The 19,086-nt window shown below is 37.0% G+C and carries 21 protein-coding genes; all 21 read left to right on the top strand.

Annotated elements, in window-relative coordinates:
• The first annotated feature begins 46 nt into the window (after window positions 1-46).
• Entirely contained in the window at window positions 47-1,276 is a 1,230-nt protein-coding gene (locus BN6559_RS03050; protein ID WP_110953377.1) for an O-antigen ligase family protein, read from the top strand.
• A 123-nt stretch (window positions 1,277-1,399) separates the two neighbouring features.
• Window positions 1,400-2,029, top strand: a complete 630-nt coding sequence (locus tag BN6559_RS03045) for a redox-sensing transcriptional repressor Rex (RefSeq protein WP_110953376.1) — start codon at window positions 1,400-1,402, stop codon at window positions 2,027-2,029.
• Window positions 2,030-2,397: 368 nt separating this feature from the next.
• On the top strand, window positions 2,398-3,903 hold the full coding sequence (locus BN6559_RS03040) for an acetyl-CoA hydrolase/transferase family protein (RefSeq protein ID WP_110953375.1): 1,506 nt from the start codon (window positions 2,398-2,400) through the stop codon (window positions 3,901-3,903).
• Window positions 3,904-3,924: 21 nt separating this feature from the next.
• On the top strand, window positions 3,925-5,571 hold the full coding sequence (locus BN6559_RS03035) for an acyl-CoA mutase large subunit family protein (RefSeq protein ID WP_110953374.1): 1,647 nt from the start codon (window positions 3,925-3,927) through the stop codon (window positions 5,569-5,571).
• Between the two features lie 25 nt (window positions 5,572-5,596).
• Window positions 5,597-5,989 carry a cobalamin B12-binding domain-containing protein gene (locus BN6559_RS03030; RefSeq protein WP_110953373.1) on the top strand — a complete coding sequence of 131 codons (393 nt, stop codon included), beginning with the start codon at window positions 5,597-5,599 and terminating at the stop codon, window positions 5,987-5,989.
• Between the two features lie 69 nt (window positions 5,990-6,058).
• Entirely contained in the window at window positions 6,059-7,000 is a 942-nt protein-coding gene (gene meaB, locus BN6559_RS03025) for a methylmalonyl Co-A mutase-associated GTPase MeaB (protein ID WP_110953372.1), read from the top strand.
• Window positions 7,001-7,027: 27 nt separating this feature from the next.
• A complete protein-coding gene (mce, locus tag BN6559_RS03020; RefSeq protein WP_110953371.1) occupies window positions 7,028-7,441 on the top strand; it encodes a methylmalonyl-CoA epimerase in 414 nt (137 codons plus the stop codon).
• A 38-nt stretch (window positions 7,442-7,479) separates the two neighbouring features.
• Window positions 7,480-9,009, top strand: coding sequence for a methylmalonyl-CoA decarboxylase subunit alpha (gene mmdA, locus BN6559_RS03015; protein ID WP_110953370.1), 1,530 nt, complete (start codon window positions 7,480-7,482; stop codon window positions 9,007-9,009).
• Window positions 9,010-9,025: 16 nt separating this feature from the next.
• Window positions 9,026-9,205, top strand: coding sequence for a hypothetical protein (locus tag BN6559_RS03010; RefSeq protein ID WP_110953369.1), 180 nt, complete (start codon window positions 9,026-9,028; stop codon window positions 9,203-9,205).
• Window positions 9,206-9,242: 37 nt separating this feature from the next.
• Window positions 9,243-9,620 carry a biotin/lipoyl-containing protein gene (locus tag BN6559_RS03005; RefSeq protein ID WP_110953368.1) on the top strand — a complete coding sequence of 126 codons (378 nt, stop codon included), beginning with the start codon at window positions 9,243-9,245 and terminating at the stop codon, window positions 9,618-9,620.
• 459 nt (window positions 9,621-10,079) lie between these two features.
• Window positions 10,080-10,352, top strand: coding sequence for a DUF4321 domain-containing protein (locus tag BN6559_RS03000; protein ID WP_110953367.1), 273 nt, complete (start codon window positions 10,080-10,082; stop codon window positions 10,350-10,352).
• 29 nt (window positions 10,353-10,381) lie between these two features.
• Complete coding sequence (locus BN6559_RS02995) at window positions 10,382-10,948, top strand: Maf family protein (protein ID WP_199883703.1); 567 nt, start codon at window positions 10,382-10,384, stop codon at window positions 10,946-10,948.
• Window positions 10,945-11,655: a RadC family protein gene (gene radC / locus BN6559_RS02990; RefSeq protein ID WP_110953365.1), complete on the top strand. Its 711-nt coding sequence runs from the start codon at window positions 10,945-10,947 to the stop codon at window positions 11,653-11,655. Before BN6559_RS02995 ends, radC begins: the two co-directional genes overlap by 4 nt.
• Before the next feature lie 37 nt (window positions 11,656-11,692).
• Window positions 11,693-12,727, top strand: coding sequence for a rod shape-determining protein (locus tag BN6559_RS02985; protein WP_110953364.1), 1,035 nt, complete (start codon window positions 11,693-11,695; stop codon window positions 12,725-12,727).
• Entirely contained in the window at window positions 12,727-13,656 is a 930-nt protein-coding gene (mreC, locus tag BN6559_RS02980) for a rod shape-determining protein MreC (RefSeq protein ID WP_110953363.1), read from the top strand. The genes BN6559_RS02985 and mreC overlap by 1 nt, the downstream gene beginning before the upstream one ends.
• On the top strand, window positions 13,653-14,141 hold the full coding sequence (gene mreD, locus BN6559_RS02975; RefSeq protein WP_110953362.1) for a rod shape-determining protein MreD: 489 nt from the start codon (window positions 13,653-13,655) through the stop codon (window positions 14,139-14,141). Before mreC ends, mreD begins: the two co-directional genes overlap by 4 nt.
• A 56-nt stretch (window positions 14,142-14,197) precedes the next feature.
• A complete protein-coding gene (mrdA, locus tag BN6559_RS02970) occupies window positions 14,198-16,018 on the top strand; it encodes a penicillin-binding protein 2 (RefSeq protein ID WP_110953361.1) in 1,821 nt (606 codons plus the stop codon).
• A 95-nt stretch (window positions 16,019-16,113) separates the two neighbouring features.
• Entirely contained in the window at window positions 16,114-16,743 is a 630-nt protein-coding gene (minC, locus tag BN6559_RS02965; RefSeq protein ID WP_110953360.1) for a septum site-determining protein MinC, read from the top strand.
• Window positions 16,744-16,746: 3 nt separating this feature from the next.
• Window positions 16,747-17,535 carry a septum site-determining protein MinD gene (gene minD, locus BN6559_RS02960; RefSeq protein WP_110953359.1) on the top strand — a complete coding sequence of 263 codons (789 nt, stop codon included), beginning with the start codon at window positions 16,747-16,749 and terminating at the stop codon, window positions 17,533-17,535.
• A 14-nt stretch (window positions 17,536-17,549) separates the two neighbouring features.
• Window positions 17,550-17,828: a cell division topological specificity factor MinE gene (gene minE / locus BN6559_RS02955; protein ID WP_110953358.1), complete on the top strand. Its 279-nt coding sequence runs from the start codon at window positions 17,550-17,552 to the stop codon at window positions 17,826-17,828.
• A 143-nt stretch (window positions 17,829-17,971) separates the two neighbouring features.
• Complete coding sequence (gene rodA, locus BN6559_RS02950; RefSeq protein WP_110953357.1) at window positions 17,972-19,078, top strand: rod shape-determining protein RodA; 1,107 nt, start codon at window positions 17,972-17,974, stop codon at window positions 19,076-19,078.
• Window positions 19,079-19,086: the final 8 nt, after the last annotated feature.

The raw sequence follows: 19,086 nt of genomic DNA, 5'->3' as shown, positions 1-19,086 counted from the left end.
TTCTTCTATAAAAGATAAATATAAAAAGAATGAATTAGGTGAGATTGTGGGCAAAGTTCATAAAAAGAATAATTTACGAATTGATTTGAATTTTATAATTGAATCTTCAATTCTAGGTGTAGTTTTTTTCTTGGCGTTATCACCGACTTTGACCACTGTATTTCTGGGGATCGGAGTTTTTGCGTGGTTGATTAAATTTTTCAAAGATGAGAAGCGAAGCATGCGATTTACTGTAATAGACCGAATTGTTGGATGCTTTGTTCTTTTCTCTGCCTTGTCTATTTTAGTTTCTCCTGATCCTGGTTATAGTTTTTATAATTTTTATAATTTAATGGGACGGTATGTTCTTATTTATTATTTGGTCATACATCATATCTCAACACAGGAACAATTAAAGCGTGTTGGTATTACACTGCTTGTTTCATCTCTCCTTGTTGTTTTTTATGGTTTTTATCAATATATGCATGGTATTGATGTAAGCAATATGCTATGGGTGGATGGAGAACAGTTTCCAGAATTAAAGACGCGTGTGTTTTCTACAATGCAAAATCCTAATATATTAGCCGGTTATTTACTTGTTATGATGTGCTTAGTTTTTGGTGTCATTTGTAAAATTCGTACAAAAAAAATAAAGCTTGTTTTAGCTATTTCTTTTGCTTTAATGGCAATTTGTTTAGGAATGACCTATTCTCGCGGTGCCTGGATTAGTTTTGTAATGGTGATCGCGGCATATGGATTATTTCATAATCGAAAAATATTTGTAGGACTTTTGCTTAGTTGTACTTTTGTTCTTATTTTTGATACGAGTATTACAGAACGTTTGCTTTCTAGTATTGATCTAAGTGATACTTCTTCAAGCATGCGACTGGCATTATGGGAAAGTACGATTGCTATGATTGAGGAACATCCTTTATTTGGCATTGGTTGGGGTGCTTATTGGATGGTTTATCCAGAATATGATTTTTTCATTCAAAACGAGGCGGTTAAGATCGTACATGCGCATAATATGTATTTAAACTATGCCGCTGAGATCGGTATAATGGGAGCAATCAGTTTTATCGTCTGCATGATCAGTCATCTGAAATTGGCACTCAGTAATACGCATGTGAAAGAATCGAATTTTATAAGTGGAGTTAATTTAGGAGCGGGTTTATCTATTGTTTGCGTTGCTTTAAATGGTTTTACAGATTATGTTTTATTTAATATCGAGTTATCTATGTTATTTTGGTTTATGAATGCAGTGATTATTGTGGCTTGCAGGAAACTTTTAAAATAATTGATGGCTGGGTATCGGATTTTTCTATAAAATAGGAATAAAGGTTTTTTTTACTTTTGTTCGAATATAAGTCAAAGTATACAGTAGTTTCATTATAGAAGTTTTTTGGAAGGGGATTTACAAGTGAAAGGACAAATTGTGATTTCTAAAGCTACAATTGACCGCCTACCTTTGTATTTTCGTACGCTTCGCTTAGCAGGTGAAGAGGGAATAGATATTATATCTTCAGAAGAATTAGGTAAACGTCTAGGTATAACACCGGAACAAATCAGAAAAGATTTAGCCTCTTTCGGCCAATTTGGCAAAAAAGGCGTAGGGTATTATGTCAATGAATTGAAATGTAATATTGGTGAGATTTTAGGGTTAGACAATAATTGGAATATTGCGGTTGTCGGAATAGGGCATTTAGGATCGGCGCTGTCAAATTATCAGAATTTTATTTCTTTAGGATTTAATTTAGTTTCATTATTTGATAAAAATCCAGAATTGGTTGGTGAAATTGTCAGTGGTCTTAAAGTAGAGGATATTGAAGATATAGAATCTGTTGTAAAAGAAAAAAATATTCATATTGGAATTATTTGCGTTCCAAGAGCTTTTGCTCAAGGGGTTGCAGATAAGTTGGTTGCTGCCGGAGTCAAAGGTATTTGGAATTTTGCACCTACGAAACTTAAAGTTCCTGAAAGTATGCATATCGTGAATGAAGATTTGTCTATAGGTCTTAGCAGTCTTTCTTATCATATAAACAGAAAATAACGATAAAAATTTCATATAATATTATTATTTTTATTTAAAATTTAGCAGGAATTTATCAAAATACAGAGAATTTCTCATGTAGAGTTAGTTTGAACAAAAATTCACAAGCTAAGTTAGAGATAAAAGAGAAATGCCGTCAAGAAAACGTTATGTCTAACTTGACGGTATTTCTATGTAGTGGTATGCTTGTGAAGGGATATAACTAATACTACTGTTATAATAATTTAAAATTATAGTTGTTTTATGACAGGTGTAATTGTACATTAAATTGCGAGGCATGAAGTTTACAGTTAATTTTGTGTGCAATGAAAAATTTAACAAATAGTAAGAGGCCAAATTTTCTTGACCTACTAAGGGAGGATTTTTTAATGATTGATATTCGTGATCGCGTGCGTAATAAAGCATTGCATGCTAAGATCGTTAGTGCTGAAGAAGCTGCTGCTTTTATCAAACCTAATATGAATATTGGTACAAGTGGTTTTACGCCTGCTGGGTATCCAAAAGCTGTGCCATTGGCTTTAGCTGAGAGAATGAAGAAAGAGCCGTTCACAGTGAATTTATGGACTGGCGCATCCGTTGGAAAAGAATTGGATGGAGCATTAGCAGAGGTTGGCGGAATTAAAAGACGTATGCCATACCAAACTAATAAAAATCTAAGAACCGCAATTAATAGTGGTGCCGTAGAGTATTGTGACTTACATTTGAGTGAATCTGCACAACTTGCCCGTTATGGTTTTATGGGCGGAAAAATTGATGTAGCTATTGTTGAAGCGTGTGCAATTACAGAAGAGGGAGACATAATTCCAACGACTTCAATGGGAAATACTGCTTCTTATGTTCAAAGTGCAGATGTCGTTATTGTCGAAGTAAATACATCGCAGCCACTAGAACTTGAAGGGATGCATGATGTATATGTGCCGTTAGATCCACCGCATCGCTTGCCAATTCCAATTGTAAAAGCTGCGGATCGTATTGGTACTACATATATCCCGTGTGGTGTGGATAAAATAAAATACATTGTTGCATGTGACATTAAGGATGATGTGCGTCCATTTGCAGATATTGACGAAAGTTCACATAAAATGTCTGCACACATTATTCAATTTTTTAATGATGAAATCAAGGCTGGACGTTTGCCGAAAAATTTGTTGCCGCTTCAATCCGGCGTTGGCAATGTAGCAAATGCTGTAATTAGTGGGTTTGTTGATTCTGAGTTTAAAGACCTTGAAGTATATACTGAAGTTATCCAAGACGGTATGTTTGATTTAGCGGATGCAGGAAAGTTAAAATTTGCTTCTGGAACTTCTTTTTCGCCATCACCGGATGGATTGAAACGCTTTTATCAGAATATCAAAGAATATCGTAAAAAAATGATGTTACGCCCGCAAGAAATCGCAAATAGTCCTGAAATTGCACGGCGTATTGGTATTATTGCTATGAATACGGCGATTGAGATGGACATTTATGGAAATGTAAATTCAACGCATATCATGGGCTCAAAAATGATGAATGGTATCGGTGGTTCTGGTGATTTTGCACGTAATGCATATTTGACGTGTTTCTTTAGTACGTCAACTGCAAAAAATGGTGCAATTTCTGCAATTGTACCAATGTGTTCACATATTGATCATACAGAACATGATACGGATATCTTCGTTACTGAAATTGGACTTGCTGATCTTAGAGGTTTGAGTCCAAGAGAACGAGCTCGTGTTATTATTAATAATTGTGCTCATCCGGACTATAGGCCAATGCTTCTTGATTATTTAGATAGAGCTGAAAAAGCCACCAAGAATGCACAGACGCCGCATCTTATGGATGAAGCGTTATCTTGGCATAATAGATTCTTGAAAACGGGTACAATGAAGAAATAGAGTAGGGAGGCAACTAAAATTATGAGCAATGAAAATTTAAAAGCTAAATTAGCGGAATATGATGCTAAAGTACAAAAGGCAACTGCTAGATTTCCTGAACGTAAACACATTCCAGAACAACGAATTTATACACCGCTAGACATCGAGGGTACTGATTATGAAAGCGAAATCGGTTTTCCAGGCGCTTATCCATTTACGCGTGGGGTACAACCTACAATGTATCGTGGACGTTTTTGGACAATGCGTATGTATGCTGGGTTCTCCACTGCGGAAGAATCAAATAAACGTTATCGTTATCTAATTGAATCAGGTGCTACAGGTCTTTCTTGTGCATTCGACTTACCAACACAAATTGGCTATGATTCCGATGATGATATTTCTACAGGCGAAGTGGGAAAAGTCGGAGTTGCGATTGATTCATTGGCTGATATGGAAATTCTTTTTGATCAGATTGATCTGGGAAAAGTATCAACATCTATGACGATTAATGCACCTGCATCTGTTTTGCTTGCAATGTATATTGCAGTTGCTGAAAAACAAGGTGTTTCAGCAGATCAATTAAAAGGAACGATTCAAAATGATATTTTGAAGGAATATGCAGCTCGTGGAACGTACATTTTTCCTCCAAAACCTTCAATGCGTTTAATTACAAACATTTTTGAGTATTGTTCTAAAAATGTTCCTAACTGGAATACGATTTCAATTTCTGGCTATCACATTCGTGAAGCTGGATCCACAGCATCACAAGAAATTGCATTTACAATTGCCGATGGTATTGCTTATGCAGAAGCTGCAATTAAAGCGGGCTTAGACGTAGATGCTTTTGCTGGACGCTTATCTTTCTTCTGGAATGCACATAACAATGTATTGGAAGAAGTTGCAAAATTTAGAGCGTCTCGTCGTGTATGGGCAAAGGTAATGAAAGAACGTTTTGGTGCTAAAAACCCTAAGTCTTGGATGCTTCGTGTGCATACGCAAACGGCTGGTTCTATGCTGACAGCACAACAACCAAACAATAATATCGTTCGTGTTGCCCTTCAAACAGCAGCTGCTGTTATGGGTGGGACGCAATCCCTGCATACGAATTCTAAAGATGAAGCATTGGCTCTTCCTACTGAAGAATCCGTAATGATTGCACTTCGTACGCAGCAGATCGTTGCTTACGAAAGCGGTTTAGCAGACGTTATTGATCCGCTTGCTGGTTCTTACTATGTAGAAGCTCTTACAAATAAAATTGAAAAAGAAGCTTGGGAATATATCAATAAAATTGATGAAATCGGCGGCGCGGTTGCTGCCATCGAAAAAGGATATATCCAAAAAGAAATCCAAGATAGTGCATATAAATGGCAGATGGATGTTGAAAATTCGGCCAAAGTTATTGTTGGCGTTAATAAATTCCAAGTGGAAGAAAAACCAGTGGAAGGTTTACTTCGCGTAGATGCATCTGTTGGTGAAAAACAAAAACAAAAATTGGCTGATATGAAAGCAAAACGTGATAATGCGGCAGTACAAGCAAGTCTTAAAGAGCTTGAAAAGGCTTGTCAAGATGAACATGAAAACTTAATGCCACATATCTTAGCTGCGGTTAAAACATATGCAACACTTGGTGAAATTTGTGGAGTAATGCGTAAAGTATTCGGTGAATATGAAGCGCATGTAAATCTATAATAGCGAGAGTTGGAGGAACGATACGATGGAAAAACGTGTTAGAGTATTAGTAGCAAAACCTGGCCTGGATGGTCATGACCGCGGAGCTAAAGTAGTAGCTCGTGCACTTCGTGATGCTGGCTTTGAAGTAATATATACAGGTCTTCGTCAGACTCCTGAACAAATCGCAGAAGCTGCATTACAAGAAGACGTAAATGTGATTGCAATGAGTATCTTATCTGGTGCACATCCGCATCTTTTCCCTAAAGTAGTGAATTTAGTGAGAAGCAAAGGCATGGATGATGTACTTATCCTTGGTGGTGGTGTTATTCCTGACGGTGATATTCCTGCATTAAAAGAAGCTGGTATTGCTGAAGTATTCACACCTGGTACACCAACAAGTCAGATTGTTGATTTTATTAAAACGAACGTAAAATAAAACAAGAATTATTGTTATGGCATGTGTTTCCTCTATTAGGCAGCACATGCCATAAGGTGGTGTGATAAAATGGATATAGTGAAAGAAGTTCTAAAGGGCTCCAGACTAGCATTGTCAAGAGCGATTACTGCTGTTGAAAACGAATATGATGATGCTGTGGATATTATGAGGCAATTATATCCGCACACTGGTAATGCTTTTGTAATTGGAATTACAGGGCCTCCTGGAGCGGGGAAAAGCACTTTGACGGATAAGCTTGCAAAGGTATTTCGGCAAAGGGGAAAAACAGTTGGCATTATAGCAGTTGACCCAACGAGTCCGTTTTCTGGCGGTGCAATTCTAGGTGACCGTATACGAATGAATGAGCTGACATTAGATGAAGGTGTATTTATTCGCAGTATGGGAACAAGAGGTAGCTTAGGTGGTTTGTCGAGAAAAACAGCTGATGTTGTGAAAATTATGGATGCTTCAGGCAAAGACGTAGTTTTTATTGAAACAGTTGGAGTTGGTCAATCAGAGGTTGATATTGTGAAAGCTGCTGACACAACTTTAGTTGTGTTAGTTCCTGGTCTTGGTGATGATATCCAAGCGATAAAAGCTGGGATTTTAGAGATTGGGGATGTTTTTGCAATTAATAAAGCAGACCGTGAAGGCGCCGACAAACTGAATATTGAACTCAATATGATGCTGGATTTAGATGGCAATATGAATAAAGCTTGGCGTCCGCCGATTAAGCAGACTGTTGCGCATCAAAATCAAGGTGTCACAGAGCTATTGGAAACATTAGAAGAGCACTATGGACAGTTAAAAACGACAGGGCAATTGACTGAAAGACGTACTGCGCGTACGAAAAATGAATTGGTTAGTATTTTGAAAAATGAGATTGGCAATTATGTTTTAAAAAAGGTAACTACATCTGGGCAATTCGAACATCTTGTAAAAGATGTTGAGGAACGCAGAAATGATCCATACAGCGTAGTCAATGCTATGCTTAAGGATGCTTTAAAATAATTGCTGAGTGTAAAAGGAGAGCTGGAAATGTTTAATATTGATAGAGTTGATCATATTGGTATTGCAGTTGCTAATTTAGAGGAAGCTAAAAAATTCTATACAGAAATGCTCGGAATGAAGGCTTCTGGAGAAGAAGTTGTTGAGGAACAAAAAGTAAAAGTATGCTTTATTCCATCTGGTGATAGTGAACTTGAACTTTTAGAATCAACTTCTGCAGATGGTCCTATTGCAAAATTTATTGAAAAAAACGGCGGTAGAAACGGGATTCAGCATATCGCATTAAGAGTAGATAATATTGAACAAACAATTGCAGATTTAATCGCAAAAGGTGTTCGTATGATTGATGAAAAACCTCGTTATGGTGCTGGCGGATCTAGCATTGCGTTTGTTCATCCTAAATCTACAGGTGGTATTTTAGTAGAATTGTGCCAACGTAAATAGTTTTAGATTTTGAGGTTATTTTAAGTAGGAGGTATAAGATGGCTACTGTTCAAGAGAAAATTGATCTTATGAGAGCAAAACAAGAAAAAGTTATGCTCGGTGGTGGCGAAGATCGTATTGCAAAACAACATGCAAAAGGAAAAATGACGGCTCGTGAGCGTATTACAAAGTTCTTCGATGAAGGTACTTTTGTAGAATTGGATCAATTTGTAACACATCGTTGCACGAATTTTGGTATGGAAAAGAAATCTCTTCCAGGTGAAGGGGTTGTAAGTGGCTATGGTTCAGTAAATGGCAGACTTGTTTATGCATTTGCCCAAGATTTTACCGTAGAAGGTGGATCTCTTGGTGAAATGCATGCAGCTAAAATTTGTAAAGTTTTAGATTTGGCATTAAAAATGGGCGCACCTGTAATTGGCATTAATGATTCAGGCGGAGCACGTATTCAAGAAGCAATTGATGCGCTAAGTGGTTATGGAGAAATCTTCTTTAAAAATACATTAGCGTCTGGTGTAATTCCTCAAATTTCTGTAATTATGGGACCTTGTGCGGGTGGTGCAGTGTATTCACCTGCATTAACAGATTTTATTTATATGGTAAAAAACACAAGTCAGATGTTTATTACCGGCCCAGCTGTTATAAAATCAGTTACGGCAGAAGAAGTTACAGCTGAACAACTTGGGGGTGCTATGACACATAATAGTACTTCTGGTGTTGCGCACTTTGCTGCTGAAAATGAAGATGATTGTATTGAACAAATTCGTTATTTATTAAGCTTTTTGCCAAGTAACAATCTTGAAGATGTTCCAGTTGTAGAAACTGGTGACGATCCAAATCGTATGGATGAAGCTTTGAATTCTTTAGTACCGGATAATCCTAATATGCCTTATAATATGAAAGATGTCATCACATCACTCGTTGATAATGGCGAATTTTATGAAGTACATGAACATTATGCGCAAAATATTATTACTTGTTTTGCTCGGTTTGATGGTAAATCCGTGGGAATTATCGCAAATCAGCCAAATGTAATGGCAGGATGTTTAGATGTAAATGCTTCTGATAAATCTGCTAGATTTATTCGTTTCTGTGATGCTTTTAATATTCCTCTTTTAAGTTTAGTCGATGTACCGGGATTCTTACCTGGTACAGATCAAGAATATGGCGGTATTATTCGTCATGGTGCAAAAATGCTCTATGCTTATTCAGAGGCTACTGTACCAAAAGTAACTGTAATTACGCGTAAAGCTTATGGTGGAGCTTATATCGCTATGTGTTCGCAACATTTGGGGGCTGATCAAGTGATGGCTTGGCCAACTTCTGAAATTGCTGTTATGGGACCTGCTGGTGCTGCAAATATCATTTTCCGTAAAGATCCAAATGTTGCAGAAAGAACTGCAGAATATATTGAAGAGTTTGCAACCCCTTATAAAGCTGCTGAACGTGGCTATGTTGACTTGGTAATTGAACCAAAGGAAACTAGACCTCGTATTATTACAGCATTGAATATGTTGGCTAGCAAACGCGAAAGTCGTCCAGCAAAAAAACATGGTAATATTCCATTATAAGAAAGGGAGTAGCGTAATGAAAATTGATGCAAAAAACGTTAACCCTGAAGTTGTTGCTGTTATTGCAACAGCAGTACATGAAATGGTGGGGAACGTTGGTTCTTTAACAATATCCCCAGTTCCTAAAGCAGTCAGCTTTAAGGTTAGTTCGGCTTGGGTTATGTCTGGTCGTCAAAGATTAATGAATGCGTATTAATAATTTTTAAATAAGATTATTTTTGGAGGAATATTAAGTGAAAAAATTTAATGTAAAAGTAAATGGGAATGCTTATGAAGTTGAAATTGAAGAAGTGAAAACAGCATCTGCAAAAGCTGCTGTAGCTGTACCAAAAGTGTCTGCTCCTGCCGCACCTGCAAAACCTGCCGCAGCACCTGCACAAACTTCTGTAGGCGCTGGTGATACGCCAGTGAATGCTCCTATGCCAGGTAAAATTATCAAATTAGTCGCTGAAGCTGGAAAAACGGTAAAAAAAGGTGAAGTTATTTTAATTCTTGAAGCGATGAAAATGCAAAATGAAATTAGTTCACCTGCTGATGGAACTTTAAAAGGCTTTAATGTTGCCGCTGGTCAAAATGTAAAACCAGGTGAAGTTTTAGCTGTAATTGGCTAAATATTAAAGGGAAGAGAAAAATTTTCTTGCAACTTAAAATACAATAAAATCAAGGGGGTGTCTCACTATTGATTAGTGCGACACCCCCTTAATTTTAAACTATAGGATCTAATTTGCTTAATTTATGATAAATATGGAATTTATGATAGATATTTAAGCGGAATAAGGGTAATAATGATTTTATAGAAGGATGAATTTTGCAGTATCATAGTTTGATAAAAGTAGATAAAATTAATGGTTAATATTTACATATGGATAAATTTATTTAATTATGGTTTACTGTGCAATGAATGTGATATAATGTCGTGTAATTAGATATAAATTATACTCCAATAAATTATGTTTTTTTACAAAATTTTTTATTTTTAGCAAGGATTTTTTTTATTTAAGTAGAATTTAATTTAATTTAGAAACAAAAATGAAAAATTTTGATTTTCATTCATTCTGGAGGGTAAAATATTGCGAGGCAATGCAACGAGAGGCTATGGTGTTCTGATATTATTTGTAATTACTGGAGCAATTTTAGGCGGCATTCTTGGTGAAATTATTATGGATATTTCTGCTTTATCGGGAATAGCACCTTATTTAGTACAGCAGTATGCAATTCTTGACTTATCACCAGTTATGGTAAACTTATATGTAATTAAGTTATCTTTTGGGTTTGCGTTGCACCCCAATTTAATTAGCATTTTGGGGGTTGTGTTAGCAATCTTTTTATTTAAACGAGTATAAATGGGTTTATGTGTAATGGAGGACTTTCTTTGATTATTTTAGCTTCGGCATCACCACGTAGACGAGAGTTATTACAACAAATTGGTTGTAAGTTTCGTATCATTCCAAGTTCTGCGGAAGAAAACAATACAGCATTAGTGCCGCCAGAGCAATTGGTTATGCAGAATGCGTTGCTTAAAGCAACGGATGTGGCTCTTCAAGCGGAAGTAAACGATTTAGTTATTGGAGCAGATACGGTTGTTGTTTTTCAGAATAAAGTTTTTGGAAAGCCAGTGGATGTGGAAGATGCGAAGCGAATGTTATCAAGTTTAGCTGGGCATACGCATACAGTTTATACAGGAGTAGCTTTAATAAAGGGAAATGCACATTTGTGTGATTTTGAAAAAACAGATGTAAGAATAAGCAACTTAACGAGCACAGAGATTGAAAAATATGTAGCAACAGGAGAACCGATGGATAAAGCAGGTGCATATGCAATTCAAGGAATTTCGGCTGTTTTTATTGAAGAAATTCAGGGATGTTATACAAATGTTGTTGGTTTACCTTTAAACAAATTGATGAATCTTTGTAAGAAAGTTGGTATCAGTCTGTTATGAGTTTGGCAAAGCCTTTAATGGTAAAAGACCTACCTAGAGATGAAAGACCACGAGAAAAACTACTTAATAAAGGTGTAGAGTCTTTGAGTAATGCTGAATTATTGGCAATTTTATTGAGAACAGGGACTAAGGAAGATTCAGTTATGCGTGTGGCAGAAAATTTACTAAGTGCGTATCAAGCAAATGGTCTTGCTTCTATTGTAAATTTGTCTCCACGTGATTTTAGTAAGATAAAAGGGATTGGCCAGGTAAAAGCAATTACAGTTATTGCAGCAATAGAACTTGGAAAGCGTTTGGCAATGAATCCGACCAATGAGCGGTATAAGATTCATGCACCACAAGATGTTGCTGATTATGTAATGGCGAGGTTACGATATGAGAATAGAGAATATTTTATGGGCATGCTGCTTAATACCAAAAATCATGTATTAGCTACCCCGACAATATCGATAGGAAGTCTTAGTGCATCTATTGTACATCCTAGAGAACTTTTTCGTGAAGCGATTCATTATGCAGCAGCTTCTATTATTCTGATTCATAATCATCCTAGTGGAGATCCTAATCCCAGTAAAGAAGATTTATTTGTTACTGAAAAACTAGTAAAAGCTGGCAAATTAATGGATATATCGGTGTTAGATCATGTGATTATCGGCGATAATAGGTATATTAGTTTGAAAGAAACTGGCATTATAGATTCGTTTTTGTGAGGTATTTTGTTGAATTTTGAAGGGAGTTATTTTTAATATGTGGAATATTTTTGGTGGATTATCGCATGATATGGGGATCGATCTTGGAACGGCGAATACATTGGTACATGTAAAAGGAAAAGGCATTGTAATCCGTGAACCATCCGTGGTTGCAATTCAGAGAGATACAGGAGATGTGCTCGCCGTTGGCGAAGAGGCGAAGCAAATGATAGGCCGTACACCGGGAAATATTGTAGCAGTGAGACCGTTAAAAGATGGTGTAATTGCTGATTTTGATATAACACAGGCTATGATAAAATATTTTATTGCAAAAGCTATGAATACAAAGTCTTTTGTAAGACCACGTCTATTAGTCGGTGTACCGTCTGGTATTACAGAGGTCGAAAAGAGGGCTGTTATTGATGCATCTATTCAGGCTGGCGCTAGAGAAGCTTATTTGATTGAAGAACCAATGGCTGCTGCAATTGGTGCGGGACTTCCAGTGCATGATCCAACAGGTAACATGGTTGTTGATATTGGTGGCGGTACGACGGAAATTGCGGTAATTTCTTTAGGGGGGATTGTAACAAGTCGTTCTATTCGCATTGGTGGCGATGAGATGGATGCGTCTATTGTTCACTATATAAAGCGTACGTATAATTTGATGATTGGTGAGCGTACAGCAGAAGAAATTAAGATTACCATTGGTTCAGCAATTGTTCCATCAGGGGATCCAGAGATGGATATTCGGGGCCGAGGACTTGTAAGTGGACTTCCAAAAACGATTACAATAAAAGCAAGTGAAATTAGAGATGCTCTTAAAGATCCTGTACAAAAAATCATTGATGCTGTGAAAAGTACTTTGGAAAAAACACCTCCAGAGCTTGCTGCCGATATCATGGATCATGGTATTATGATGACTGGCGGAGGCGCGTTGTTAAGAGATCTGAATGTTCTACTTAGCAAAGAAACTGGAATGCCAGTACACATTGCGGAGGATGCTTTATCTTGTGTTGGCGAAGGAACAGGGAAGTCACTTGAAAGTATTGATCTTTTAAAACGTATTGTGATGAACTCTAAGAAGTTAAAATAATGAGCAGAGTAAGAAGAGAACCGAGCTCAAATAAAAAAATATATATCTTGATTGCGGTATTTGTGTTTATTCTTATCTTGCTTTTTGGAACGGCAAAGGGGAAATATCAATTACCGATTAGTGAAAAGGTGACAATGACTGTTTTGGCACCTTTTCAAGGAATTATGAATCATGTCAGCAGTATGGTTCGTCAAGGAACCAGTGCTGTTTGGGAAATTGCTACCGTTTATCAGCAAAACAAAATGCTGCAGTCTGAGATTGAGCAACTGAGAGAAATGCAAGTCAATATTGCTGAGGTTACAGCGGAAAATGATCGATTGCGAAGTATGTTGGGGTATAAACAAGCTGCAAATCAATTTGATTTGGTTGCGGCAAAGGTGATTGCACGTGATCCTAGCAACTGGACTAGTACCATTGTGATTAACAAAGGGCAGGATGATGGAATTCAAAAAGACATGGCGGTAATCACCCCACAAGGGCTTGTCGGTAATGTTGTAAGCGTAGTGAAAGGTTCTGCGAGAGTACAGCTAATCTTAGATCCGCGAAGTTCTGTTGGCGGTTTGGTGCAGAGGGCGGAATCCAGAGTTGCCGGAATTATAGCAGGTGACAATAAAAAGCAAATGATGGTTCGAATGATCAATGTTCCACGCGATGCAGATATCGTGGAAGGGGATAAAATTGTTACGTCTGGTTTTGGTGGAATTTATCCTAAAGGAATCTCAATTGGTGATGTGGAATCTATTGTCAATGATGAAGGCGGTCTATTGAAATGTGCTATTTTAAAGACAACTGTGGATTTTCAACGTTTGGAAGAAGTTTCTGTAATTGTTACATCGCGTGAAACACCGCCAGAGCCACTTACGCAGCAGCCTGCAACAGTTGAAAGTGATAATGCTTCATTAACCAAAAGTGCCGGAGGTTCAAAATGAAGCAGAGTTTGTTATGGGGTATCGTGATTTTTATCGTGTTATTGTTGCAGTCTACTTTGTTTGCGGAATTGGGATATCAAGGGGTTCATGCAGACTTATTGCTGGCAGTTGTAGTATCTTCAAGTTTATTATTAGGTAAAGATCATGGTGTTATGATTGGTTTTTTTGCAGGATTATTCCAAGATTTAGCGTCAGGAACATTTATCGGCATGAATATTTTGTCGAAAATGCTCGTTGGTTATGTATTTGGTATGGCTGAACAAAAAGTCTTTAAGGAACATGCTTTGTTGCCAATTATGGCCATTGTAATTGCTACAATTGGCAATTGGGTTATGACTACACTCATTATGCTGTTATTAGGATTTAGGTTTGATTTATTCAACAATGTAATTTATATGATGTTTCCCTTATTGATTTATAATATGATTGTTGCTTTACCGATACATAAGTTAATTTGTTGGATTAATGGATTGTTGAAAGAATAAATCAAGAATTAAGGCACCTGTTTAAGGTGCCTTAATTCTTGATTATAGGAGAGATAGTGGTGACAACGAAAGAATTTAAAGGACGTATAGAGGCCTTATCAATTATAGGAATTGCAGTTATTTTCATATTGATATTTAGGCTTGGGTATTTACAAGTTTTTGAAGGTGATTATTATAGTCGTTTAGCAGATGGTAATCGCATAAGGCTGATTCCTTCTATGGCACCACGCGGTCTTTTTTATGATAGAAATGGCGCTCTATTGGTGTCCAATAGACCTGGGTTTACGGTATCTTTGCTTTCGCTATCCGGACCTGTTTCTGACGGTGTGGTTGAACGGCTTGCAAGCTTACTAAAAATTACAAAAGAAGATATTTATAATAAAATTAATCAGCACACTGGCTTTGATCCAATTCGTATAAAAAATGATGTTGGACCGGAAATTATTACAGTATTAGAAGAACAAAAGGAAGATTTTCCTGGAGTTGTAATTGAAATTCAGCCAATTAGAAACTATGTAAATATGGAGCTTGGTGCGCATATTTTTGGCTATGTAAGTGAAATTAATGACACAGAGCTAGAAGCGCGTAAAGGGCAAGGCTATAAAGCAGGCGACATCATTGGAAAGTTTGGTTTGGAAAAAGTCTATGATAAAGAATTACGTGGTATGGATGGCGGTGGACAAGTTGAAGTGGATGTCACTGGTAAACCTGTACAGATTTTAGGGAAAAAAGAGCCGATTCCAGGTTGCAATTTAACACTTACAATTGATGAAAATATCCAAAAAGCTGCAGAACAGGCAATTGATGAACGATTGCTTTATTTACAGACGAAAACGCAGTATAAGAAAGCAAAAGCCGCCGCCGCTGTTGTCTTGAATCCTAATACAGGCGAAATTGTTGCAATGGTGAGCAGACCCGCTTTTAATCCCAATTTGTTTGCACGTGGCATTTCAACAAAAGATTGGAATTTGATTAATAATAACGCATATCATCCGCTTGATAATAAAGTCATTTCAGGTGAGTATCCTCCGGGATCAACTTTTAAAGTCATTACGGGCGCAGCAGCGCTTGAAGAAAATAAGGTAACACCGGAAGAACAGATTTTAGATACCGGGAAGCATTGGATTATTCCTAAGGTGAATGCAGATGGAGAGGCACTTGGTTGGATTGATTTTAGAGTTGCTTTAGCAAAATCTGATAATGTTTATTTTTATGAAATGGGGAATCGCTTAGGCATTGATTTACTTGAGAAATATGCAAGAATCTTTGGTCTTGGAGATAAGACGGGAATTAATTTACCTTATGAAACGGAAGGTTTAGTAGCAAATCGTCGCTATAAGGAAAAAGTATATGAAGAAGACTGGTATTTATCTGAAACTTTTGATGCGGCAATAGGGCAAGGTTTTAATCTTACATCACCGCTTCAAATTGCAGATGTATATGCGCAAATTGCCAATGGGGGTACGCGGTATAGACCTTATTTAGTGAGTAAGATAACAGCGCCTGATGGTAGTCTTATTAAAAGCTTTTCTCCAGAAAAACTGGGGAGTTTGGCTGTTTCAAAGAAGACAATGGATATTATTCGCGAGTCATTGCGAAATGTGGCACTTGAAGGCGGGACAGCAGGTGCTTTGTTTAAAGATTTTCCAGTGGCAATTGCCGGAAAAACGGGAACTGCGGAAAATCCTCATGGGAATGATCATGGGTGGTTTGTCGCCTATGGACCCTATGAAAATCCAGAATATGTGGTAGTTGTTGTAGTTGAACAAGGCGGATACGGTGCTACTTCAGCAGTGCCAATCGGCAAAAAAATATTAGAGGCCGCTTTTCACATTGAAGATCCGGAAAAAGTGGATAAATTACCAATAAAACAGTAATTTTGATAATTTATGTTTTGTAAGCAGGAGTATGAGAAGAAAAAGCGAAATTATCTATATGATAAACATACTACGCATGTAAAGTAGGAGTAATTATGAGCGAAGATGTTGTTTTTAAAGGAAGTCGTGCTGGATTACAATTAGTTTTTGATGAAACTGTAGATTTTTCTAGCATAGTGAAACAATTAATAATAAAATTAGAATCTGCAATTAATTTTTTTAGCAAAGGTACGGTGGTAAATGTTTCTGCAGATAAGATAACAAAAGAGCAAGAAGATGAATTAGCAATGCTCTTTCAGCGGTATGGGCTGACTTTAAAGGCTGTGGATACTTCTATGCCTGCGTTGTGTGAATTGAAGACAGAGGAACTGGGGATAAAAACTTCGCCAAAGGTTACGATTGTTGAACAAACTGTACGCGGCGGGCAAGAAATTATGAGTGATGGCTCAATTGTGATTTTAGGAAATGTAAATCCCGGTGCGAAAATTATTGCAGGTGGAAATATTGATATTAAGGGAACTTGTCGTGGGTTAGTGCATGCCGGTGCATTTGGCGATATGACTGCGACGATTACTGCGGATAGAATGTTGGCGATACAAATTCGTATTGCTGATTTGATCGCCAGAGCACCGGATAATTTGGAAGCTGTTGATAAAACAGAGTGCGCGCGGATAAAAGATGGAAATATCGTTATTGAGACGGTGGATAGACGGGAGGTTTGCTAGTTCATGAGTGAAATTATTGTTGTTACATCAGGTAAGGGTGGAGTTGGTAAAACAACTACAACTGCAAACTTAGGTGTTGGTTTTGCTGCAAGAGGGAAAAAAGTTGTTCTAATCGATACCGATACGGGGCTTCGCAACTTAGATTTACTTCTAGGACTTGAAAATCGTATCATGTATGATTTAATTGATGTGACAGAAGGACGAGTCCCCTATAAAAAAGCGTTGGTTCGTCATAAACGGCATGAAACGTTGTATCTATTGCCAACATCACAAACAAAGGACAAATCAGCGGTCAATGCCAGTCAGTTAAATAATTTATGCAATGAGTTGATGAAAGATTTTGATTATATCATTATAGATTGTCCGGCTGGAATTGAACAAGGTTTTCAAACAGCAATTTCAGCAGCAGATACGGCTGTTGTTGTAACGATTCCAGAAATTTCTGCAGTTCGTGATGCTGATAAAATTATCGGGGAATTGGGCAGAGCTGAAAAGCATAATATCAAATTAATCGTGAATCGTATTCGTCCGGAAATGGTCAAAAAAGGCGATATGCTTGCGATGGATGATATTGATGAAATTCTCTCGATTGATTGTATTGGACAAATTCCTGATGATGAGTTAGTCGTTACTTCTACGAATCGTGGCGAGCCTGTCATTACGAATCCAGTTTCAGCTGCAGGAAAAGCATATAAGAATATTGTTGGCAGGCTTTGTGGAGAAAATATTCCATTTATGGAGATCGTTTCAGAGGGCTTTTTTACTAAATTCAGAAAAATGTTTGGAATGTAAAGGAGGTACTAAGTGTGTTGGATGCAATTATGAAAATTTTTGGGAAAGAATCAAAATCATCTAAAGATATAGCGAGAGAACGTCTACGCTTAGTATTAGTGCATGATCGTGCTAATATTTCACCTCAACTGATGGACGTTTTGAAAGATGATATGATTAGAGTAATTTCGAATTATATGGAAATTAACGAACGTGATATGGAAGTTGCTTTTACAAATGATAATACTTCCGTTGCCTTAGTTGCCAATATTCCAATAGAGCGGATGAAGCACAGCGCAGAATTTAAGAGATAATGAAAGGCACAAGTAAATTGTGCTTTTTTCTTTGTACATATTTTATGGTAGTACTTCACTATTGTATATGTTTTTTGAAAATGCTATTATAATATGTGAATATTTTATAGAATTTAATAGCCAATGGAAGGTAAGAAGATAGAATGCTAAGTAATAGATTGATTCGTAAATTGGATTTTACGTTAATTGCAATTGTGATAGGAATTGTTGTCATTAGCTTAATTGTTATTGGGAGTGCTACACATATAAATACACCGAGTGATGACCGTTATTGGTATGTTCAAAGACAAGGAATATTTGCTTTGCTTAATTGTATGTTGGTCTTTTTTGTGTTGCATTTTGATTATAAAGTGTTGCAGAGATATGGAAATGCACTCTACATATTGAATCTGGTTATGTTAGTTGCTGTAATGCTTATGGGACAAAGTGCACTGGGAGCACAAAGATGGATTCAAATAGGTCCGATTACATTACAGCCGTCTGAGTTTTCGAAGATTATAATGATTATATCTTTAGCTTCTATGCTGGATAAGCGTACCGGAAAGTTGAATACGTTTAAAGATTTACTGCCAGTAGCCGCATATGTTGGATTACCTTTTATTTTGGTAATGAAACAGCCGGATTTAGGTACTTCATTGGTTTTTATGGCGATTTTCTTAGGGATGACTTTTGTTGCAGGCGTAAATTTACGATTGTTAATGACCATCTTTGGCATAGGAGCCGCTTTCATGCCGATATTTTGGCATTTTTTAAAGGATTATCAGAAGATGAGAATTATGGTTTTTATGGATCCAAATGTTGATCCTTTAGGATCGGGATATCATATCATTCAATCTAAAATTGCCATCGGTTCGGGCATGTTGTTTGGAAAAGGTTTGTTTGGCGGGACCCAAAGTCAATTGAATTTTTTACCGGAAAATCATACGGATTTTATTTTCGCAGTTATAGGGGAAGAACTTGGTTTTATTGGTGCCACTTTTGTGCTAATTCTTTATCTTATTATGTTGTACCGTGCTGCAAAGATTGCCAATGCTGCACGTGATAATTTTGGTTCATTACTTGCTGTGGGGATCACTTCCATGTGGATTTTCCACGTTTTGGTCAATGTTGGCATGACGGCTGGTATTATGCCAGTTACGGGGATCCCGTTGCCTTTAATGAGTTATGGTGTTAGTTCATTAACTACAAACTTATTAGCGGTTGGAATACTGTTAAACATTTATATGAGACGACAAAAAATTATGTTTTAGATTTTGGC

This window comes from Massilibacillus massiliensis (genome assembly GCF_900086705.1).
GTDB classification, from domain to species: Bacteria; Bacillota; Negativicutes; order FLKF01; family FLKF01; genus Massilibacillus; species Massilibacillus massiliensis.
Note: the sequence above shows the minus strand (reverse complement) of the source record. Positions and strands in the feature narration are given on the sequence as shown.